The sequence below is a fragment of the Streptomyces flavotricini genome, from assembly GCF_020639365.1.
Classification (GTDB): Bacteria; Actinomycetota; Actinomycetes; order Streptomycetales; family Streptomycetaceae; genus Streptomyces; species Streptomyces flavotricini.
Genome location: NZ_JAINUL010000001.1, coordinates 2,070,385 through 2,090,391 on the forward strand (window position 1 = coordinate 2,070,385; position 20,007 = coordinate 2,090,391).

General features: G+C 73.9%; 16 protein-coding genes, 1 tRNA gene and 1 pseudogene. 14 read left to right on the forward strand and 4 right to left on the reverse strand.

The features are described 5' to 3' along the window. Positions 1 to 654 precede the first annotated feature (654 nt). Positions 655 to 1,374, forward strand: a pseudogene (locus K7B10_RS09525) (IclR family transcriptional regulator domain-containing protein); the annotation flags it as partial. 400 nt (positions 1,375 to 1,774) lie between these two features. Here K7B10_RS09525 and K7B10_RS09530 read toward each other — a convergent pair. After that, positions 1,775 to 2,626 carry a LysR substrate-binding domain-containing protein gene (locus K7B10_RS09530; protein ID WP_229344893.1) on the reverse strand — a complete coding sequence of 284 codons (852 nt, stop codon included), beginning with the start codon at positions 2,624 to 2,626 and terminating at the stop codon, positions 1,775 to 1,777. Between the two features lie 135 nt (positions 2,627 to 2,761). Here K7B10_RS09530 and K7B10_RS09535 point away from each other — a divergent pair, with 135 nt between their 5' ends. Both K7B10_RS09535 and K7B10_RS09540 read left to right on the forward strand, forming a co-directional pair. Beyond that, positions 2,762 to 3,814: a bile acid:sodium symporter family protein gene (locus K7B10_RS09535; RefSeq protein WP_229335641.1), complete on the forward strand. Its 1,053-nt coding sequence runs from the start codon at positions 2,762 to 2,764 to the stop codon at positions 3,812 to 3,814. Positions 3,815 to 3,823: 9 nt separating this feature from the next. Next, positions 3,824 to 4,261 (forward strand): (2Fe-2S) ferredoxin domain-containing protein, encoded by a 438-nt coding sequence (locus K7B10_RS09540; RefSeq protein WP_229335642.1) that lies wholly within the window; start codon positions 3,824 to 3,826, stop codon positions 4,259 to 4,261. A gap of 98 nt (positions 4,262 to 4,359) precedes the next feature. On the opposite strand, the gene fdhD is transcribed toward K7B10_RS09540, so the two are convergent. Beyond that, positions 4,360 to 5,196, reverse strand: coding sequence for a formate dehydrogenase accessory sulfurtransferase FdhD (gene fdhD, locus K7B10_RS09545; RefSeq protein ID WP_229335644.1), 837 nt, complete (start codon positions 5,194 to 5,196; stop codon positions 4,360 to 4,362). A gap of 221 nt (positions 5,197 to 5,417) precedes the next feature. Between fdhD and K7B10_RS09550 the strand changes: the two genes are divergently transcribed. After that, positions 5,418 to 6,359: a beta-ketoacyl-ACP synthase III gene (locus K7B10_RS09550; protein ID WP_229335645.1), complete on the forward strand. Its 942-nt coding sequence runs from the start codon at positions 5,418 to 5,420 to the stop codon at positions 6,357 to 6,359. Here K7B10_RS09550 and K7B10_RS09555 read toward each other — a convergent pair. After that, positions 6,343 to 7,524, reverse strand: a complete 1,182-nt coding sequence (locus tag K7B10_RS09555; protein WP_229335648.1) for a low temperature requirement protein A — start codon at positions 7,522 to 7,524, stop codon at positions 6,343 to 6,345. The genes K7B10_RS09550 and K7B10_RS09555 overlap by 17 nt on opposite strands. 208 nt (positions 7,525 to 7,732) lie before the next feature. On the opposite strand from K7B10_RS09555, the gene K7B10_RS09560 reads away from it, so the two are divergent. The 10 genes from K7B10_RS09560 (at position 7,733) to K7B10_RS09605 (ending at position 19,664) form a co-directional block, all read left to right on the forward strand. Continuing rightward, on the forward strand, positions 7,733 to 8,194 hold the full coding sequence (locus K7B10_RS09560; protein WP_229335649.1) for a hypothetical protein: 462 nt from the start codon (positions 7,733 to 7,735) through the stop codon (positions 8,192 to 8,194). A 144-nt stretch (positions 8,195 to 8,338) separates the two neighbouring features. Further along, a tRNA-Leu gene (locus K7B10_RS09565) sits at positions 8,339 to 8,426 on the forward strand. 77 nt (positions 8,427 to 8,503) lie between these two features. After that, positions 8,504 to 10,186 carry a serine/threonine-protein kinase gene (locus tag K7B10_RS09570; RefSeq protein ID WP_372481394.1) on the forward strand — a complete coding sequence of 561 codons (1,683 nt, stop codon included), beginning with the start codon at positions 8,504 to 8,506 and terminating at the stop codon, positions 10,184 to 10,186. Between the two features lie 60 nt (positions 10,187 to 10,246). Further along, positions 10,247 to 10,987, forward strand: a complete 741-nt coding sequence (locus tag K7B10_RS09575; RefSeq protein WP_229335651.1) for a class I SAM-dependent methyltransferase — start codon at positions 10,247 to 10,249, stop codon at positions 10,985 to 10,987. Between the two features lie 403 nt (positions 10,988 to 11,390). Beyond that, the gene (locus tag K7B10_RS09580; protein ID WP_229335653.1) at positions 11,391 to 13,214 is read left to right on the forward strand and encodes an AMP-dependent synthetase/ligase; all 1,824 of its coding nucleotides are present in this window, start codon (positions 11,391 to 11,393) and stop codon (positions 13,212 to 13,214) included. A 112-nt stretch (positions 13,215 to 13,326) separates the two neighbouring features. Beyond that, on the forward strand, positions 13,327 to 14,589 hold the full coding sequence (locus tag K7B10_RS09585) for an ABC transporter substrate-binding protein (protein WP_229335655.1): 1,263 nt from the start codon (positions 13,327 to 13,329) through the stop codon (positions 14,587 to 14,589). A 10-nt stretch (positions 14,590 to 14,599) separates the two neighbouring features. Then, positions 14,600 to 17,410: an ABC transporter permease subunit gene (locus K7B10_RS09590; protein ID WP_229335657.1), complete on the forward strand. Its 2,811-nt coding sequence runs from the start codon at positions 14,600 to 14,602 to the stop codon at positions 17,408 to 17,410. Then, positions 17,407 to 18,183, forward strand: a complete 777-nt coding sequence (locus tag K7B10_RS09595) for an ABC transporter ATP-binding protein (RefSeq protein WP_229335658.1) — start codon at positions 17,407 to 17,409, stop codon at positions 18,181 to 18,183. Before K7B10_RS09590 ends, K7B10_RS09595 begins: the two co-directional genes overlap by 4 nt. A 199-nt stretch (positions 18,184 to 18,382) precedes the next feature. Then, positions 18,383 to 19,231, forward strand: a complete 849-nt coding sequence (locus K7B10_RS09600; protein ID WP_229335659.1) for an aldo/keto reductase — start codon at positions 18,383 to 18,385, stop codon at positions 19,229 to 19,231. Between the two features lie 7 nt (positions 19,232 to 19,238). After that, the gene (locus K7B10_RS09605) at positions 19,239 to 19,664 is read left to right on the forward strand and encodes an RICIN domain-containing protein (RefSeq protein ID WP_229335660.1); all 426 of its coding nucleotides are present in this window, start codon (positions 19,239 to 19,241) and stop codon (positions 19,662 to 19,664) included. A gap of 14 nt (positions 19,665 to 19,678) precedes the next feature. Here the strand turns inward: K7B10_RS09605 and K7B10_RS09610 are convergent, their stop codons facing one another. Further along, positions 19,679 to 19,984, reverse strand: coding sequence for a 4a-hydroxytetrahydrobiopterin dehydratase (locus K7B10_RS09610; protein ID WP_229335661.1), 306 nt, complete (start codon positions 19,982 to 19,984; stop codon positions 19,679 to 19,681). Positions 19,985 to 20,007 lie beyond the last annotated feature (23 nt).

Below are 20,007 nucleotides of genomic sequence, written 5' to 3' on the forward strand. Positions count from 1 at the left end.
CGGCTGCTGCGCGCCTCCCGGGGGCGGGCCACCGCGGCGCCGCCGCGCCGCCGGGCCGCGTACGGGTGGAGCGATCCCGCGCGGGACTGCCCGCTCGACTCCGAACGGGCCCGGCGCGACCTCAAGGCCGTCTGTCTGGCCACCGTGTGCGGTACCAAGGCGGAGGCGCAGCTCGCGGCCTTCGTCGGGAGCGGGCACACCGATCTGGCCGGAGCCGTGGTCTTCGGCTGCCTGCTGCACCTGGCCGGGCTGCGCGAGGGGGCCCGCTTCTGGTGGCAGTTCGCCGCCGGTTCCGGCCGGGCGCGAACCGCTTCGGCCGCGTACTGCCTCTTCCTCGACCACTCCCGGCGCGGGGAGCACCACGACGCCCGGTTCTGGGCGCGCGAGCTGGGCCGGCGCGGCTACCGGCCGAACGGCCGGCGGGACCTGCGCGAGGTGCGGCTCTGCGCACAGGCGACCGTGCTGCGCTACGTCGACCAGCTCGACGATCCCGATCTGGGCCCGGTGCCGCTGCCCAGGCCCGGACTGCCCTCGGTGCTGGCCGCGTTCCGGCCGACGCCCCCGGTGGCGGCGGAGCCGGAGGGGTCCGTGCCGCGCCGGCGCACGGCTCCGGCGTCCGGGCGGCCGGCCCGTTCCCCGGGGACGAGCGAGGCCATGGCGCAGGCCCGGCGCGCGCTGGCCGTCGTACGGGTTCTCGAGAGGCATCCGCTGGGGGTCCGGGCCGCCCAGCTGCGGCGGGAGTCCGGTCTGGCCGAGGCGGAGCTGCGGCCGCTGCTGGCGATGCTCTGCGAGGAGGAGTACGCGTACCGGCCGGGCGCCGGGGTCTTCGCGCGCGGGCCCGCCCTCGACCGGCTCGCCGCACCCGGCGCCGGAGGGCTCCCGGGCCAGCTCCAGCGCACGCTGGCCCTGGCCCGGGACAGCGCGGGCGCCGCGGTGTACCTGAGCCGGTATGCCGAAGGGGAGGTCCGGATCACGCAGACGGCCGACGGGCCGGGGGCGCCGCCGGTGCGGGAGTGGGTGGACTTCAAGGCCGCCGCGCACGCCAGCGCCGTGGGCAAGTGCCTGCTGACCCAGCTCGATGCCGACCGGCGGCGCGACCACGTCGCCCGGTACCGGCCGGCCCGGCTGACCCCGCGGACGATCACCGACAGCCGGGTCCTGTTCAGCGCCCTCGACGCGGTCGCTCCGGGGGCGCCGGTCTTCGACCTGCGCGAGTACTCCCCCGGCGTGGTCTGCTCGGCGGTCCCGATCGCGGCCGGCGACGCCGCCGGGAGCCTCGCGCTGTCACTGCCCTCGAGGCATGCCCACCGGCTGCACGAGGCGACGGAGGCCCTGCGGCGCAAGGCCGTCCCCGTCCTCTTGGCGCTGCTGCTGTCGGGGGCGATCCCGCCGGACGCCCCGAACTCCCCCGACGCCCCGAACTCCCCCGACGCCCAAGGCGCCCGGGACGCCCCGAACTCCGCGGACGCCGTGCCCGCGGCGCGTCCGGTCCCCGGAGTCACTCCGGAGACCCTGCGCCACCTGCGCATGCTGTTCCGTACCCCGCTGACCCGCTCGACGGCTTCGCCGGCCGACCCCCATCTGGTCAGCGACACGGCATCGGAGGCGGCGTACTTCTTCGACCCCCTGCCCGATTCCGACCAGCCGCGCCTGTCCCTCCCCGTCACCTTCGCCCCCCTCACCCCGGGCACCCTGCCCACGGCAAAAGGCCTGGTGGTCCTGAGCACCTGAGCACCCGAGCACCCGAGCGGCTCCCCTGACCGCCGGGCGGCGGTCAGGCGGGGCGGGTGAGGCGGTCTGCGCCGGAGAGGATCGCGGAGGCCAGTGCCTCCGCCTCCGGCGAGCTCCGCCCGCCCCGCAGCAGCGCGAACTCCACCGGCCCGAGGTCCGGCAGCCCCGCCACCCGTACCAGCCCCGGCGGGATCAGGCCCCGCGTGTGGGCCATGACCCCCAGCCCGGCCCGGGCCGCCGCGACCAGCCCGCTCAGGCTGCCGCTCGTACAGGCGATCCGCCAGCCCCGCCCGTCCCGCTCCAGCACCTCCAGAGCCCGGGCCCGGGTGATCCCGGGCGGCGGGAAGACAATCAGCGGAACCGGTCGCTCCGGGTCCACTCGCAGCCCCTCCGCCCCGATCCACACCATCCGGTCCCGCCACACCAGCCGGCCCCGCTCGTCCCCCGGCCCGCGCCGCTTCGCCAGGACGAGGTCGAGCCGCCCCGCGTCGAGCCGTTCGTGCAGGGTCCCGGACAGCTCGACCGACAGCTCCAGGTCCACCTCCGGGTGCTCGTGCCGGAAGCCCTCCAGGATCTCGGGCAGCCGGGTCAGCACGAAGTCCTCCGAGGCACCGAACCGCAGCCGCCCCCGCAGCCGCGTCCCGGTGAAATGGGCCGCCGCCCGCTCGTGCGCCTCCAGGATGGTCCGGGCGAAGCCGAGCAGCGCCTCGCCGGCCTCCGTCAGCTCCACGCTGTGCGTGTCCCGCAGGAAGAGCGGCCGGCCCGTCGCCTCCTCCAGCCGCCGTACGTGCTGGCTGACCGTGGACTGCCGCACGCCCAGCCTGCCCGCGGCCTGCGTGAAGCTGAGCGTCTGCGCCACCGTGAGGAAGGTGCGCAGCTGGACCGGGTCGTACATGGCTCCCATGGATCCATGGTGCACCGTCATCACGAAGTGAGATGACAGTCAGTGCGGTGTACGGGTTTCCCGATCACCGGGCCACCCGTGACGATGAGGGGGTCCCGCCGAGCCACCGACCGGAGAGTCCCGTACATGCGCCGCCCGCACCTACTCGCCCGGCTGCCCCTGGACCCGTGGATCCTGACCCTCCTCGGCACCGTCGGCCTGGCCGCCCTGCTGCCGGCCCGCGGCTGGGCCGCCACCGTCGCGCAGGGCGTCGCCACCGGGGCCGTGGCCCTGCTCTTCTTCCTCTACGGCGCCCGGCTCTCCACCCGCGAGGCCCTGGACGGCCTGCGCCACTGGCGGCTCCACCTCACCGTGCTGGCCTGCACGTTCGTTCTCTTCCCGGTGCTCGGCCTGGCCGCCCGGGGCCTGGTCCCCACCCTGCTCACCCCGCAGCTGTACGGCGGTCTGCTCTTCCTGTGCCTGGTCCCCTCGACGATCCAGTCCTCGATCGCCTTCACCTCGATCGCCCGCGGCAACGTCCCCGCCGCGATCTGCGCGGGCTCCTTCTCCAGCCTCGCCGGCATCGTCCTCACCCCCCTCCTCGCCGCCGGCCTGCTCGGCGGCAACGGGGGCGGGTTCTCCCTCGACTCCCTCCTCAAGATCGTCCTCCAGCTCCTGCTGCCCTTCCTGCTGGGCCAGGCCCTGCGCCCCCGGGTGGGCGGTCTCCTGGTCCGGCGCAAGAAGGTCCTCGGCTACGTCGACCGCGGCTCGATCCTGCTCGTCGTGTACGCCGCCTTCAGCGCGGGCATGGCCGCCGGGGTCTGGCACCAGGTCAGCGCCGCCCGCCTGGGCGCGCTGATGGCGGTGGAGGGCGTACTGCTCGCCGTCATGCTGCTGGTGAGCTGGCACGGGGCGAAGCGGCTCGGGTTCGGCCGGGCGGACCGGATCGCGATCCAGTTCGCGGGGTCGAAGAAGAGCCTCGCGGCCGGACTCCCCATGGCCAGCGTGCTGTTCGGCGCCCAGGCGGGCCTCGCGGTGCTACCGCTGATGCTGTTCCACCAGATGCAGCTGATGGTGTGCGCGGTGCTGGCGCGCCGCCGCGCCCGGGACCCGGAGCCCGCGGCGGGCCCCGAACTGCCCGCCGGGCGTGTGGCGGAGGTCTCGCCGGCGCTCCAACACCCGGCAACGCGGGCCCGGTAACGTGCGGCGGTGACCTGGATACGCCCGCTCGCCGCCCACGCCGAACGCCCCTGCACCCTGGTGGTCTGCCGCGGCTGCTGCTGCGGGGACCCCCGCAAGAACCCCGGCTCGGACCACGCCGGCCAGCTGGCCCGGCTGCGCGAGGCCGCCGCGGCCTCGGAGGGCCGGCTGGCCGTCCGTACGAGCGACTGCCTCGGGCCGTGCGCGCAGGCCAACGTGATCGTGGTCCAGCCCACCACCGAGGCGCGCCGCCGGGGCGCCCGCGCCGCCTGGTTCGGCTGGGCGCTGGACGACACCGCGACCGACGAGGTCATCGCGTGGGCGGAATCGGGCGGACCGGGCATCACGCCGATCCCGGCGACCCTGGACCTCCACCGGATCGACCCTCCCAAGCCGGAGCCGACGCCGGCGGCCAACGCGAGACGACGCAGCCGCCGGGGGCGCTGAGGTCACCGCGCGGCGGGCGAACAGCGCGCGCCCGGCCCGCTACCGCCCGGGCGGGCCGGGCGGGAGCGGGCCGGGCGGGTCCTGACGGAGCCCGGCACTCACCAGGTGATCCGCTCCTCGCCCGCGTAGATGTTCATGTCCGGCCCGCGCAGGAAGCCGACCAGGGTCAGGCCCGACTCCAGGGCCAGGTCCACTGCCAGCGAGGACGGGGCCGAGACGGCGGCCAGGACCGGTACGCCCGCCATCACCGCCTTCTGCGCGAGCTCGAACGAGGCCCGGCCCGACACCAGCAGGACCGCGCCCCCCAGCGGGAGCAGGCCGGCCTGGAACGCCCGGCCGACGATCTTGTCGACGGCGTTGTGCCGGCCGACGTCCTCCCGTACGTCCAGCAGCTCGCCCTCCGGCGAGAACAGCCCGGCCGCGTGCAGCCCGCCGGTGCGGTCGAACACCTTCTGCGCCTCGCGGAGCCGGTCCGGCAGCTCGCCGAGGAGCCGGGCGGGGATCCGCACCCCGTCGGCGGCCCCGCCCTCCCGGAGCGGGAAGCGCGTCGTCGTGCGCACCGCGTCCAGGCTGGCCTTGCCGCACAGGCCGCAGGAGGAGGTGGTGTAGACGTTGCGTTCGAGCGTGATGTCCGGCACCGGAACCCCGGGTGCGAGCTGCACGTTGACCACGTTGTAGGTGTTCGAGCCGTCCTCCGCCGCCCCCTCGCAGTAGGTCACGGCCCGCACGTCCGACGCGGAGCCCAGTACGCCCTCGCTCACCAGAAAGCCCACGGCCAGCGCGAAATCGTCGCCGGGGGTGCGCATCGTGATGGCCAGGGGCTTGCCGTTGAGCCGTATCTCCAGCGGCTCCTCGGCGACCAGCGTGTCCGGGCGCACCCCGGCCACTCCGTTCCGCACCCGGATGACACGACGGCGCTCGGTGACCCGTCCCATGGTGATCAGCCCGCCCGTTCTGTCCGTCCTCGTCGCGCACTCCGTCGTGCAGCTGACGGGCCCATTCTCGCGGATCGCCGTCGCACGGCGCTCCCGGCAGGAAGATCCTCCGGAATCTCCAAATTCAGGGGCGGTAATCCTGTTGGGTCACGTGCACCTGTACCCACCAGTAGCAGGTCAAGCTGGGTGATCCTGACTTCCCACTAAGGGGGACCCCGCCCATGACCGGTTCACGCGTGGTGGCGCTAGGGCACTACCAGCCCGCGAAAGTGATCACCAACGAGGACCTCGCGGCGATGGTCGACACCAACGACGAGTGGATCCGCTCCCGGGTCGGCATCAAGACCCGGCACATGGCGGGCCCCGACGAACCGGTGGACGAGCTGGCCTTCCACGCCGCGGGCAAGGCCCTGGCCGGCGCCGGGCTGACCCCCGACGACATCGACCTCGTCCTGGTGGCCACCTCCACCGCGATCGACCGTTCGCCCAACATGGCCGCCCGGGTCGCCGCCAAGCTGGGCATGGGCGGCAGCCCGGCCGTCATGGACCTCAACGTCGTCTGCTCGGGCTTCACCCACGCCCTGGCCACCGCCGACCACGCGATCCGGGCCGGCTCGGCCACCCGCGCCCTGGTCATCGGCGCCGACAAGATGACCGAGATCACCGACTGGACCGACCGGACCACCTGCGTGCTGACCGGTGACGGCGCGGGCGCGGCCGTGGTCGAGGCCTGTGAGGAGCCCGGCATCGGCCCGGTCCTGTGGGGTTCGGTCCCGGAGATGGGCCACGCGGTCCGGATCGAGGGCTCCCCGCCGGTCTTCGCCCAGGAGGGCCAGGCCGTCTACCGCTGGACCACCAGCCGGCTCCCGGCGCTCGCCCGCAAGGTGTGCGAGAAGGCCGGGATCGCTCCCGAGGACCTGGCCGCCGTCGTCCTGCACCAGGCGAACCTGCGGATCATCGAGCCGCTCGCCGCGAAGATCGGCGCCGTGAACGCGGTCGTCGCCCGCGACGTCGTGGACTCCGGCAACACCTCGGCCGCGAGCATCCCGATGGCGCTCTCGAAGCTGGTCCAGCGCGGCGAGATCCCGACCGGCGCCCCGGTCCTCCTGTTCGGCTTCGGCGGCAACCTCTCGTACGCGGGCCAGGTCATCCACTGCCCGTAGCCGTTTGCCCGCGTTCCGCCCGGGCGGCCGGGGCCCGGCGGGCCTCGGCCCCCAGCGCGGCCAGCAGTACGACGACCAGCGCGAGCAACTGCCACAGCCCGGCGGTGGCCGCGCCGAGCGGGACCGTGGCCAGGGCGAGCACCATCGCCGCCGCCCGGAAGCGGGCCGGGCCGATCCCGAGCACCCCCCGGAAGGCCAGGTCCCCGGCCAGGTAGACGGCGACCCCGCCGGCGAGGGCGAGCGCGGGGCCGGTGTGCAGGTGCTCGCCCAGGTGCCCGATGGTCTTCTTGACGCCGGCCGCGAAGGCGGCGATCCCGAGCAGCATGGGCAGGAACGCGTAGTAGTAGGCGAGCATCGCCAGCTTGAAACGCTTCTCCGGGGCCGTCTCGGCGAAGACCTCCTCGGCCCGGCCCTCGTCACGGACGAAGTACATCCACCACAGCGCCGACGCGATGGCGAGCGCGAGGAAGGCCCCCGCGGCGATCCCCGCGGACAGGGGCAGCGAGCCGGTCCCGATGCCGATCGCGATCACGGACTCGCCGAAGACGATGATCAGCAGCAGTCCGTGCCGCTCCACGAGGTGCTCCGCGCTCATGCCGCCGAGCTGGTCACTGACCGTGGTCACCGCGGACGCGGCCTCGGCGGGCTCCGCCCCGCTCGCCGCCACTCTCTGCACCAGCTGCGGTACGACGAACTGGATCAGCAGGGCGAGCATCCACAGCCCCCAGGCGGGCGGCCCGTCGAAGAACCCGGCCGCCAGCACCGACAGCGCGCACAGCAGGTTCGGCAGGGCGAACCAGAGCACTCCGGAGCCGTGGGCCTGCGTGTACAGGGCGCTGTGCACGAGGACGACGAACACGTACCCCAGCCCGAAGGCGACCCCGCCGGCCCCGAAGGCGGTCGGCACCGCCAGCGCGCACACCAGGAACGCCCCCATGGCCAGGATCAGCAGGACCCTGCGCGCGGTGCGGTCGGGCGGCACCTGGTTGGTCAGGTGCGCGTAGCCCCCGTACATCCAGAACAGCACGGTGAAGATCACCAGCACCTGGCCCGCGCCCCGGAAGCTGATGTCGTCCGCCAGCAGCACCGTCAGCTGGGTGATGGTGAAGACGAAGACGAGGTCGAAGAAGAGCTCCAACGTGCTGACGCGGTGCGGTGTTTCCATTCGTGCCCCCCTGGATGCCGACGTGCGGCGCTCATCCGATCGCCTCGGCGCCCGTGGTGTCCAGCGCGTATCGGCATCCGGGCACGCTTCGGACCCGTACGACCTGAGATGTACGCGGATCCCGCCCGGTGGAAGGACGCGCCGCCCCCGGGCGCGGGCGGAGGATGAGGAGCGCCGCAAGCCAGTCGCCGAGGGAAGCGAAAGCCCCATGATCCGCAGGTCCGTCATCCTGATCACCGCCGCAGTCGTCTCCGCCGTGGGCCTCGCGATCGTGGTCGCCCTCCCGGCCGCGGCCGACTGGTACGGGAACCGCCACCAGGAGACGAACGCGTACGCGACGGGGGCGGAGGCGAAGTCGGCGCGGGCCTCGGTGCCGCGCTGGCTGGCGGACGAGGCGGAGTCGGTGCGGTACTCGATGCGGACGACCGGCGGCGACCGCCTGCTGAAGGCGACCCTGCCGGACGACCGGCTCCCGGCCCCGTGCACGACCGATCCGCGGCCGAAGGCTCAGGAGGCCGCCCTCAAGGAGGACTGGTTCCCGAAGGACGCCCGGGGGAAGGCCACCGCCCGCTGCGGCCTCTACTACGCCTACATGGACGGCACCACCCTCTACGCCTGGCAGGACAACGACGACTGGCTGAGGGCCGAGCGCGCCGAACCGGCCCGCTGAGCCGCGAGACGCGCAGTCCCGCCGACCCTTCGGGTGCATGCCCGCAGGTCAGCGAGCGGCCCGGCCCGAATACCTGGTCGGAGGCACTCCGATCCTTTGCTATTGTTGTCCTTGTCGCCGCGGGAAACCGGGGCCGACCACCTGGTCCGGGTGGCGGAATGGCAGACGCGCTAGCTTGAGGTGCTAGTGCCCTTTATCGGGCGTGGGGGTTCAAGTCCCCCCTCGGACACCAGCAGGAACCCCACTCCGGTGGGGTTCTTTTGCGTTTCCGGCTCCTGTTCGCAGGGGCCGATCCGACGGTGCGGCATCATGGGCGCACGGGGTCGGAGGGGAAACAACGTGTCGCACGACGGGCCGGGCAGCAGCATCGTGATCGCCGGACGGTACCGCCTGGAGAAGCGGTTGGGCCGAGGCGGCATGGGGACCGTCTGGCAGGCCTCCGACGAGCTCCTCGGGCGTCCCGTCGCCGTCAAGGAACTCCACGTCGACGGGGGCACGGAGACCAGGGGCGCCCTGCGGGAGGCCCGGACCGTCGCACAGGTCAGGCATCCGCACGTGGTGGTGGTGCACGACGTCGTGGAGCACGACGGGCACCCCCACATCGTCATGGAACTCGTCGAGGGCGGCTCGCTGGCCGACCGGCTCGGCGCCGAGGGACCGTTGGGCCCCGCCGAGACCGCGCGGATGGGGCTGGCCCTGCTCGGCGCCCTGCGCGCGGCGCACGCCCGCGGGGTGCTGCACCGGGACGTCAAACCGGCCAACGTGCTCCTGGAGGCGGGCACCGGGCGGGTGGTGCTCACCGACTTCGGCATCGCGAGCCTCGCCGGGTCCACCACCATCAGCGAGACCGGCGCCTTCGTCGGCTCGCCCGAGTACACCTCGCCCGAGCGCATGCAGGGCGGCGCCGCCGGACCCGGATCCGACCTGTGGTCGCTGGGGGTCCTGCTGTGCGCGGCGCTCACCGGGAAGTCCCCGTTCCACCGCGATTCGCTCGGCGGTGTCCTGCACGCCGTCGTCTTCGCCGAGATCCGCCCGCCGGCGCAGGCGGGGCCGCTGGCCCCGGTCATCCGCGGCCTGCTGGAGCGTCTGCCCGAGCGGCAGATGGAAGCCGCGGAGGCCGAGCGGCTGCTGTCGGCGTACGTGAGCACCGGTACGGTCCCCGCCCTGGCCGACCGGGCTCCCGGGCCGGATCCGGAGACCGCCCCGCCGCCCGCGAGCGCGACCGGGGCCGCTCCCGGGAGCGCGGGCGGACCCGGCGGCCCGGCCGGCTACGCGCCGACCGAGCACGTCGCGCAGCCGTCCACCGCCCCGGCACGGCGGACCCGGCCGGCTCTGCGGGCGGGGCTGATCGCCGCGCTGTTCGCCGTCGCGGTCGCGGGGGCCGTGGCCGTCACCGCCCAGTTCGGGGAGGGCTCGGCGGACGGCACTCGACAGGCGCCGCCCGCCACCGCGTCCGTCTCGAGCCGGGCCACCGCCCCTTCCCCCTCGCCCGCCGACGCCAAGCCCGCCCGTACGGCGTCCGCTCCCGCGGCCGCGGCGGCCAGGCCCGCACCCGCCGGGTACCGATCGGTGTCCGACGCCGAGGGTTTCAGCCTCGCCGTACCGAACGGCTTCCGGCGCAGCACCGACGACCAGCGCGTGTTCTACGTGTCCCCGGACGGAGCCTTCCGGATCGGCGTCAAGGCGAAGCCCGCGGCGTCCGAGGGGCCGGTCACCCTCATGCGGCTCTCGCACGCGAGCGGCCCGACCACCAACCCCGGCTACCGCGACGGCACGGTCGTACCGACCACGCACAACGGACTGCCCGCCGCCCTGTGGGAGTTCACCTGGGACGGCTTCACCGCCGCCGAGGGGGCCCGGCACACCTTCGACGTCTGCTGGGAGGAGAACGGGCGCCTGTACGACGTCTGGGTGTCCGCGCCCGTCGGCCGGCTCGCGGAGGCGCGCAGCCACTTCGACGCGGCGCTGGACTCCTTCGTACCGGGGGGCTAGGGAGTGTCCGGTGCCCCCATCGTGTTGACCGCCCCCGGCAGGCAGTGCTGGAGTCTGCACGTGGACGGCATCCCCGCCAACCGGCGGCTCTGGAACCAGATCAGCAGCGCCTACCAGCACGAGCACGACCCGCGAATCGGCGCCACACCCCGGCTGTGGGGCATGTACTCCATCCCCGACGCCCACCTGCACGCCCTGGGCGACGTCACCGGCAAGCGCGTCCTCGAACTCGGCTGCGGCGCCGGCCAGTGGTCCAGGGCGCTCGCCGCCGAGGGCGCCACCGTGGTCGGGCTCGACCTGTCCGAAGCCCAACTCGCCGCAGCGGCCCGCGCGATGGGATCGGCCCGCTACGCGCTGGTGCAGGGCGCCGCCGAACAACTCCCCTTCGCCGCCGACAGCTTCGACCTGGTGTTCTGCGACTTCGGTGGGCTCAGCTGGGCGCCCCCGCACCTGGCCGTCCCGCAAGCCGCACGCGTCTTGGGCCGAGGTGGGCGTCTGGTGTTCAACGTCGCCAGCCCATGGTTCGAAGCATGCTACGACGAAGCCGCCGGCCGCGTGACCACGACGCTGCAGCAGGACTACTTCGGGCTGAACACCATCGCCGAAGACCACGGCGCGACCAGCTATCAGCTCACCTACGGCGACTGGGTCAAGGTCCTGCGCGGCGCGGGTCTCATCATCGACGACCTCATCGAGCCGCGGCCCGAACTCGGGACACCCAACGGCTACAACGAAACCGACCCACCCGACTGGGCACACCGCTGGCCGGCGGAACTGCTCTGGGTAACCCACAAACCGTAAGTTCTGCCGCGCCGAGACGTGAAGGCGTCCCCTCGCCGGGGAGGCCTGGGGCGTGCCCGGCTGATCACGGGACCGAAACGCACGGGCAGATGCCGCTTCGGTCGGGCCCACTCCTCATTCGTGAGACCTCCCCGCTCCGTGACCATGCAGCGAGCCGACCCACGAACGGTCACAAGATCCGCCGGACGCCCCCCAGGGGGACCACCGAGTGCGAGCGCCGTCCCGTCCCGCCCGCCGCGGGATCGGGGCGGCGTTCCGCGTTTCCGGGGTGGTGGGACGGGGAGTGTCCCTATCCCCGGGCCTGCACACCTCCCTGGGGAGGTCTTGTGGAGGTCTTCGCTCGGTGATCAACCCTGGTGAGGTGTGGGGTAGCGTCGCCGCGCTGCGCGGAGAGGAGCGGGGCATGCGCGAGATCACCGTCCCACCAGTCGTTGTTGCGGCGCCCGTCGGCGGGCTCGCCGACGTCGTGTTCCACCATGCCCAGGAGGATCCCGGCCGGGTGGTGCTCGGGCGCAAGGTCGACGGGGTCTGGGGCGACGTGACCTCCGGGGAACTGGCCGCCGAGGTGCTCGCCCTGGCGAAGGGGCTGCTGGCCCAGGGGGTCCGGTTCGGGGAGCGGGTCGCCGTCATGTCCCGGACCCGGTACGAGTGGACCCTGTTCGACTTCGCCCTGTGGGCGATCGGCGCGCAGCCCGTGCCCGTCTACCCGAGCTCCTCCGTCGAGCAGGTGCACTGGATCCTCCAGGACTCCGACTGCACCGCCTGCGTCGTCGAGGACGAGGACCAGGCCATGACCGTCGGGTCGGTCATCGACCGGCTGCCGCACCTGCGGCGGCTGTGGCAGCTGGACGCCGGTGCCGTGGACGCGCTCGTCGCGGACGGCCGCGGGGTGTCCGAGGACCTGGTGCACCGGCACCGGGCGGCGGTGACGCCCGATGCCGTGGCCACCGTCATCTACACCTCGGGGACCACCGGGCGGCCCAAGGGCTGCGTGCTCACGCACGGCAATTTCATGTACGAGGCCGACACGATGGTGGCCCGCTGGGAGTCCGTCTTCCAGGCGGGGTCCGGGGAGCGGCCCTCCACCCTGCTGTTCCTGCCCCTCGCCCATGTCTTCGGGCGGATGGTGGAGGTGGCGGCCGTCCGGGCGCGGGTGAAGCTGGGGCACCAGCCGGTGCTGGCGGCCGCCGAGTTGCTGCCGGACCTCGCCGCGTTCCGGCCGACGTTCGTGCTGGGGGTCCCGTACGTCTTCGAGAAGGTCTTCGCGGCGGCCCGCCGCAAGGCGGAGGCGGAGGGGCGCACGGGCGCCTTCGACCGGGCGGTGGAGACGGCCGTACGGTACGCGGAGGCGCGCGAGCAGAAGGCGTTCGGGACCGGGCCGGGCCCCTCGGCGGGTCTGCGCATGGAGCACCAGCTCTTCGAGAAGCTGGTGTACGGGAAGGTCCGCGAGGCGATGGGCGGCCGGGTGCGGCACGCCATGTCGGGCGGGTCGGCGATGTCGCGGCGCCTCGGGCTGTTCTTCGACGGGGCCGGGATCACGGTGTTCGAGGGCTACGGCCTGACCGAGTCCTGCGCTGCGGCCACCGCGAATCCGCCGGGGGCGACGAAGTACGGCACGGTCGGCCGGCCGATCCCGGGCAGCACGGTGCACATCGCCGAGGACGGGGAGGTGTGGCTGTACGGGAGCCACGTCTTCGCCGGGTACCTGAACGACCCGCGCTCCACGGAGGCGGTGCTGCGGGACGGCTGGCTGGCGACCGGGGACCTGGGACGGCTGGACGAGGACGGGTACCTCACGATCACCGGGCGCAAGAAGGAGATCCTGGTGACCTCCAACGGCAAGAGCGTCTCCCCGACCGCCCTGGAGGAGCGGGTGCGTTCGCATCCGCTGGTCGCGCAGTGCGTGCTGGTGGGCAACGACCGGCCGTACGTGGCCGCCCTGCTCACCCTGGACATGGAGGGGATCGCACACTGGCTGTCGATGCGGGGACGCCCGCAGTTGCCGGCGGCGCAGCTGGTCCACGACCCGGATCTGACGGCGGAGGTGCGCCGGGCGGTGGTGGCCGCGAACACGCTGGTCTCGCAGGCCGAGGCGATCCGCACGTTCCGGGTGCTGGCGGAGCAGTTCACGGAGGAACGGGGCCTGCTGACGCCCTCGTTGAAGCTGAAGCGGCGGGCGATCGAGAAGGCGTACGCGCAGGAGGTGGCGGCCCTCTACCAGGCCTGACGGGGCGCTCCACCAGCATCTGACGCCCCGTCATTTCACCTGGTCGGTCGTATTGACGCCTCGTCAGGTCACCCACAGAATGCGGGGATTCCGACCGGAGGGGATCCCATTCATGCTGCGACCGATCCGCACCCTGGCCGCCGCGGCGGCGGCGCTCGCGCTCGTCTCCGCCTGCAACTCCGCCTCCGACGGCTCCTCCCCCGGCAAGCCCGGGGCCGCCGGGAACTCCCGCGGCGTGACCGCCGACTCGATCAAGGTCGGCGGGATCGTCTCCATGACCTCCGCCAGCGGGTACAGCAAGAAGGACACCGACCTCGGAGCGAAGGCCCGGTACCTGAGGGCCAACGCCGAGGGCGGGATCAACGGGCGCAAGATCGAGTACCTGGGGGCGGAGGACGACGGGCAGGACCCCGGCAAGAACATGGCCGCCGCCCGCAAGCTCGTCCAGCAGGACAAGGTCTTCGCCGTCGCCCCGATGAGCTCGGTCACCTTCTCCGGCGCCGACTTCCTGGAGCAGGAGAAGGTCCCCACCTTCGGCTGGGGCACGCTGCCCTCCTTCTGCGGGCCCAAGTACGTCTACGGGTTCAACGGCTGCCTGGTTCCCTCCCCCGGCGGCACCCTCAACCAGACCTGGCCCGAGGGGATCGGCCAGCTCCTCGGCGGCGCGCGGGGCAAGTCGGTCGCGGTGATCGCCAACGACAGCGACGCCGGGAAGTTCGGCATCCGCACCTTCCAGCAGGGCTTCGCGGCCGCCGGGTTCAAGGTCGCCTACGCCAAGGCCTCCGTACCCGCGACGGCGGTGCCGAGCGACTGGTCGGCGTACGTGAAGGACATCCTGGCGAGCGACGACGGCAAGGCCCCGGACGCCGTCGTCTCGGTCATGCAGACCCCGAACAACATCGGCCTGTTCACGGCGCTCAAGCGCAGCGGTTACCAGGGGCTGCTCTCCGACCCGACCGACTACGACCCGGGGCTGCTCACCAAGGACGCCACCAAGCAGGCGCTCGACGGGGTGCACGTGCTGCTGCAGTTCCAGCCGTTCGAGTCGGCGGACCCGAAGATGGCCCGGTTCAAGGCTGACGTGAAGGCGGCCGCCGGCGGGCAGGACGTCCCGCTGAGCATGCACACGCTCACCGGGTACATGTCGGCCGACCTGTTCGTCTCCATCGCGCAGAAGGCGGGCAAGGAGCTGACCGTCGAGTCCTTCCAGGCCGCCGCGCAGGGCTTCTCCGACACCGGCACGCTCGTCGGCGACCGCGCGGAGCCCAAGGGACAGAAGGACAGCTTCGGCTGCGGGGCGCTCGTCCAGCTGCGCGGCGGGGCGTACGAGGTCTCCGTCCCCTTCGCGTGCCGTCAGCCCATCCCCTTCAAGTAGGGGACGCGGCATGGGGGATCTGCTCGTCTTCGTGCTGAGCGGTCTGGTCTCCGGCGCCCTGTACGCACTGCTGGCCACCGGGCTGGTGCTGTCCTACTCGGCGTCCGGGCTGTTCAACTTCGCGCACGGGGCCACCGCCTACCTGTGCGCGCTGACCTTCTACGAGATGCACTCCGGGCTGGGCTGGCCGGCCGTCCCGGCAGCCCTGCTGGTGGTGTGCGTACTGGCCCCCGGGCTCGGGTGGGGGCTGGACCGGCTGATGTTCAGGCGGCTCGCGCGGGTCGGCGAGACGGCGCAGATCGTGGCCACGATCGGGCTGCTGGTGGCCCTGCCGGCGGCCGGGCTGTGGGCCGTGGAGCTGCTCGGGGACGCGGGCGCGCCGGTGAAGCCCGCCGAGAACCAGTTCGGGCTTCCGGGGGTGGGGCCGAGCCCGGCCCGGAGCTGGCAGCTGCTCGACGGGGTGGGTGTGGACTCCGACCAGCTGATCACCTGGGTGGTGACGGCGGTGGTGGCGGTGGGCCTGTGGGTGCTGATGCGGCACACGCGGCTGGGTCTGCGGCTGCGGGCGGCCGTCGACAACCGCTCGCTGACCGAGCTGCGCGGGATCAGCGCCGACCGGCTGTCTTCGGTGGCCTGGATGATCTCGTCGGGGCTGGCGGGACTGGCGGGAGTGCTGGCGACGCCGCTGCTGGGGCTGTCGGCGCACGACTTCACCCTGTTCCTGTTCGTCTCGGCCACGGCGGCGGTGATCGGGCGGTTCGCGTCCGTGCCGCTCGCGTTCGCGGGCGGCCTCGGGCTGGGGGTGCTGCAGAACCTGGTGGCCGGGTACGCGTCGTTCGCCGAGGGGATCACCGGGTTCCGGACGGCCGTGCCGTTCCTGATCCTGTTCGCCGGGCTGCTCTTGCCGGCCCGGCGGGGACGGACCGCGGGGACCGCGGCGCAGGACGGGGAGGCGGGTGCGGGTGCGGTTCCCGTGGACCATGGGGCGCGGCCCGCGTGGGGCCGGCGGTGGGGGCCGTGGGCGGCGGCCGCCGTGCTGTTGGGCGTGGCCTTCTACACCGTGACCACGCCGTTCTGGAGCGGGCTGCTCGCGCAAGGGCTGGCCCTCGGGCTGGTGTTCATGTCCTTCACGGTGGTGACCGGTCTCGGGGCGATGGTCTCGCTGGCGCAGGGCACGTTCGTGACCGGGGCCGCGCTGGTGGCCGGGCCGCTGATGAGCCGGGGCTGGCCGTTCGTGGCGGCGCTGGCGGTGGGCACGTGCGTGGCGGCCGTGCTCGGGGCGCTGGTGGCGCTGCCGGCGCTGCGGCTGGGCGGGCGGGCGCTGGCGCTCGCGACGCTGGCGCTGGCGTTCCTCGCGGACCAGGTGCTCTTCCAGATGCGGTGGCTGCGGAACGGGGACTCGGGGTGGTCGATCCCGCGGCCCGTGTTCGGGCCGGTGGACCTCGGCGACGACCGGGCGCTGGGGGTGGCGCTCGTGGTGCTCGTCGCGCTGTGCGCGGCGGGACTGAGCGCGCTGCGGAACTCGCCTTCGGGGCGGGCGATGCTGGCCGTGCGGTCGGCGCCCGCGGCGGCGATGGCCTCGGGGGTGTCCGTCCTGCGGACGAAGCTGCTCCTGTTCACGGTGTCGGCGGGGCTGGCGGGGTTCGGGGGCGTGCTGGTCGCCTCGTACAACACCCGGATCACGGCGACGGACTTCACGGCCATGACGGGGCTGGTGTGGCTGGCGGTGGTGGTGGCCGCAGGGGTCCGGCGGCCGCAGTACGCGGTGGTGGCGGGGGTGGTCTTCGCGGTGGCCCCGCGGGTCCTGGCGGACTACGTGACCCAGTCCGCGCACCTGCCGGTGATCCTGTTCGGCCTCGCGGGATTGGCCTTGGCCAACGATCCGGACGGGTACTGCGCCGCGGTCGCGGTGCGGCGGGCCAGGCGCCGGACCGCGGCCTCCGGCGGGGGTGGCACAGCCGACGCCGGTGCGGGTGCTTCGGCCTCCGGCGGGGGTACGGCTGCCTCCGGTACGGCTGCCTCCGGTGCGGGGGCCTCGGCCTCCGGCGGGGGTGCGGGTCCTGTGGGGCTTTCCCGCACCCCGGGGCGGCGCACGCCGGCGGAGCCCGGCGCGCCGGGTGCCGGCGGTGGGCCCGCCCTGGAGCTGCGCGGGGTCACCGCCGGGTACGACGGGGGGCTCGTCCTGAACGGGGTCGATCTCGCCGTCGGACGGGGAGAGGCCCTCGTCGTGCTCGGGCCGAACGGGGCCGGGAAGAGCACCGTCTGCCGGGTGGCCGCCGGGGCGCTGGCCGCCGGGAGCGGGCAGGTGCTCCTGCGGGGGCGGGACGTGACCCGGGACGGGCCCGTACGGCGCTCCCGGGACGGGGTGCTGCTCGCCCCCGAGGGGCGGGGGATCTTCCCGGCCCTGACCGTCGAGGAGAACCTCGCGCTGTACCTGCGCGGAGCGGACGCCCGCGGCGCCGTGTACGACCGCTTCCCCCGGCTCGCCGAGCGGCGGGCGGTGGCCGCCGGGTCCCTGTCCGGCGGGGAGCAGCAGATGCTGGCCCTCGCTCCGCTGCTGCAGCGCCCGCCCGAGGTGCTGATCGCCGACGAGCCGTCGATGGGGCTGGCTCCGCGGGTGGTGGAGGAGGTGTACGCGCTGCTCACCGAACTCCGGGACGCCGGGAGCGCGCTGCTGCTGGTGGAGGAGAAGGCCGCCGGGATCCTCGGGGTCGCCGACACCGTCGCGTACCTCTCCCGGGGCCGGGTCACCTGGTGCGGGCCGCGCGCCGAGGTGGAGGCCGACCGGCTGGCCGCGGCCTACCTGGGGAGGGCGACATGACGGCGGCGCCGTACGTACTGCAGGGCTGCGGCATCAGCGTCCGCTTCGGCGGCGTGAAGGCGCTGACCGGGGTGGACCTCGGGGTCCGGGCCGGGGAGGTGTGCGGGCTGATCGGGCCGAACGGGGCCGGGAAGACCACCCTGTTCGACGTCCTGTCCGGGATCCGGCGGCCCGACCGGGGGCGGATGCTGCTCGACGGGGCGGACATCACCCGCCGCTCCCCGGTCTGGCGGGCCCGGCACGGGATGCGCCGGACGTTCCAGCGGCAGCAGTTGTTCGGGCAGCTCAGCGTGGCCGAGAACCTGCTGGTCGCGCAGGAGTGGCGCGGCGGCGGGGGCGGACTGGCCGCGGACCTCCTCGGGGTGGCGGGGCGGCGCCGCCGGGAGCGGGAGCGGCGCGAGCGCGGCGAACGGGTGCTGGCCGCCTGCGGGATCGGCGCGCTCGGGGCCTCGTCCGCGGCCGGGCTGCCGGTCGGCCGGGCCCGGATGGTCGAACTGGCCCGCGCCGTGGCCGATCCGCCGCGCGTCCTGCTGCTGGACGAGCCCGCGTCCGGGCTGACGGCGCCCGAGCGCGCACAGCTCGCGGCGGTCGTCCGGCGGCTGGCCGAGGAGGAGGGGTGCGCGGTGCTGCTGGTGGAGCACGACGTGGCCTTCGTCATGGAGCTCTGCACGCGGGTGGTGGTCCTGGACCTCGGAACGGTCCTCGCCGAGGGCGCGCCCGCCGAGATCCGGGCCGATCCGCTCGTCCGGGAGGCCTATCTGGGGGCGTCCTGACGGTGTGTCCGGTCCGGGTGCACCGCCCCGGCGGGAATACTCGCCGGGGCGGCCGGTCGTCACCCCTCGTACGCCCGTACGCCCGTACGCCCGTACGCCCGTACGCCCGTACACCGGTATGCCGATACGCCCGTATGCCGATACGCCCGCGCGCCCCAGCCGTACGCCCCAGCCCGTCGAACCGAGGGAACAGCCAGACGTGAACGACGTCCCCGCCATCCGGCTCAACAACGGCACGCTCATGCCCCAGCTGGGGTACGGCGTCTTCCAGGTCCCGGACTCGGAGGCCGCGCGGGCGGTCGGGGACGCACTGGAGGCGGGGTACCGGAGCATCGACACGGCGGCCGCCTACCGCAACGAGGCGGGCACCGGCCGGGCGATCGCCGCGTCCGGGGTGCCGCGCGAGGAGCTGTTCGTCACCACCAAGCTGTGGAACGACCGCTCCCGGACCTGGGAGCGCGACGACGTGCTGCGCGCGCTCGACGCCTCCCTGGGCAAGCTGGGCCTCGACCACCTCGACCTGTACCTGATCCACTGGCCGCGCCCGATGCGCGACGACTTCCTCACCATCTGGAAGACCTTCGAGGAGATCGCGGAGAGCGGCCGCGCCCGCGCCGTCGGCGTGTCCAACTTCCGCCCCGCCGACCTGGAGCGGCTCGGCGCCGAGAGCCCGCTGGTCCCGGCCGTGAACCAGATCGAGCTGCACCCGCTCTTCCCGCAGGCCGAGCTGCGCGCCGTGCACTCGACGCTCGGCATCGCCACCGAGGCCTGGTCCCCGCTCGGCCAGGGCAAGGAGCTCCTGACGCTCCCCGCGGTCGTCGAGGTCGCCGCCCGGCACGGGCGCACCCCCGCCCAGGTGGTGCTGCGCTGGCACCTGCAGCTCGGCACCATCGTGATCCCGAAGTCGGTGACCCCGTCGCGGATCCGGGAGAACCTGGACGTGTTCGGGTTCGAGCTGGACACCGCCGACCTCGCCGCGCTGGACGCGCTGGGCCGGGGCCCCTCCGCCGGGCGGATCGGGCCGGACCCGGCCGTCTTCGACATCTGAGCCGCGGATGAGCCCGCCCGACGGGGTCTACCGGATCCGGAACGCCGCCAGCGGCCTGCTGCTGCAGCTGGAGGGCAGCACCCGGGTGGGAGTGGGCCCCGACGGCCCGCCCGCCCCGCCGGCCGCCCGCCAGTGGCGGATCTCGCCGGTCCACAGCGGCGGCGGGATCGTGCACGTCGTCAGCGTCCACAACGACCGGCGGCTGGACGTCGCGAACGCCTCGGCGGAGAGCGGCACCCGGGTCCAGGTGTGGCGGGCGAACGCCTTCGGGGCGCAGGAGTGGATCGTCGAGGAGCATCTCGACGATCCCGGGGTGGTGTCCCTGATCGCCTGTATCAGCGGCCTGCCGCTGGAGGCGGACGAGGAGGGCCGGGTCCGCCAGTACGAGGACACCGACTCCCCCGCCCAGTGGTGGCGACTGGAGCCCGTCTGAGCAGCCGTCCCCTGTCAGCTCGCGCCGTGGGCGGGGGCGAGGGCCTCGACGCGCTCGGCGAGCGCGAAGTCGGCACCGGTGACGGAGTCGCCCGCGCTGTGCGTGTTCACGGACACCCGGACCGTGTTGTAGCCCAGGGTCAGGTCCGAGTGGTGGTTCAACTCCTGCTGGACCGAGGCGATGTGGGCGACGAGCGCGCTCGCCGCGAAGTGGGTGCCCAGCCGGTAGGTGCGGATGATCCTGTCGTCCTCGAAGGCCCAGCCGGGAAGCTCCCGCAAGCGGTCCTCGATCTCCTTCTGCGAAAGCGGCTCGTCTGCCATCGGCATGCTCCTCCACCGTTCGG

Bases quoted from the DNA above. Each gene is read 5' to 3' on its own strand.
- K7B10_RS09570 (WP_372481394.1), top strand. From the start codon at position 8,504: ATGGGCGCACGGGGTCGGAGGGGAAACAACGTGTCGCACGACGGGCCG.
- K7B10_RS09535 (WP_229335641.1), top strand. From the start codon at position 2,762: ATGCGCCGCCCGCACCTACTCGCCCGGCTGCCCCTGGACCCGTGGATC.
- K7B10_RS09580 (WP_229335653.1), top strand. From the start codon at position 11,391: ATGCGCGAGATCACCGTCCCACCAGTCGTTGTTGCGGCGCCCGTCGGC.
- K7B10_RS09555 (WP_229335648.1), bottom strand. From the start codon at position 7,524: ATGGAAACACCGCACCGCGTCAGCACGTTGGAGCTCTTCTTCGACCTC.
- K7B10_RS09595 (WP_229335658.1), top strand. From the start codon at position 17,407: ATGACGGCGGCGCCGTACGTACTGCAGGGCTGCGGCATCAGCGTCCGC.
- K7B10_RS09610 (WP_229335661.1), bottom strand. From the start codon at position 19,984: ATGGCAGACGAGCCGCTTTCGCAGAAGGAGATCGAGGACCGCTTGCGG.
- K7B10_RS09605 (WP_229335660.1), top strand. From the start codon at position 19,239: ATGAGCCCGCCCGACGGGGTCTACCGGATCCGGAACGCCGCCAGCGGC.
- K7B10_RS09590 (WP_229335657.1), top strand. From the start codon at position 14,600: ATGGGGGATCTGCTCGTCTTCGTGCTGAGCGGTCTGGTCTCCGGCGCC.
- K7B10_RS09585 (WP_229335655.1), top strand. From the start codon at position 13,327: ATGCTGCGACCGATCCGCACCCTGGCCGCCGCGGCGGCGGCGCTCGCG.
- K7B10_RS09530 (WP_229344893.1), bottom strand. From the start codon at position 2,626: ATGTACGACCCGGTCCAGCTGCGCACCTTCCTCACGGTGGCGCAGACG.
- K7B10_RS09550 (WP_229335645.1), top strand. From the start codon at position 5,418: ATGACCGGTTCACGCGTGGTGGCGCTAGGGCACTACCAGCCCGCGAAA.
- K7B10_RS09560 (WP_229335649.1), top strand. From the start codon at position 7,733: ATGATCCGCAGGTCCGTCATCCTGATCACCGCCGCAGTCGTCTCCGCC.
- fdhD (WP_229335644.1), bottom strand. From the start codon at position 5,196: ATGGGACGGGTCACCGAGCGCCGTCGTGTCATCCGGGTGCGGAACGGA.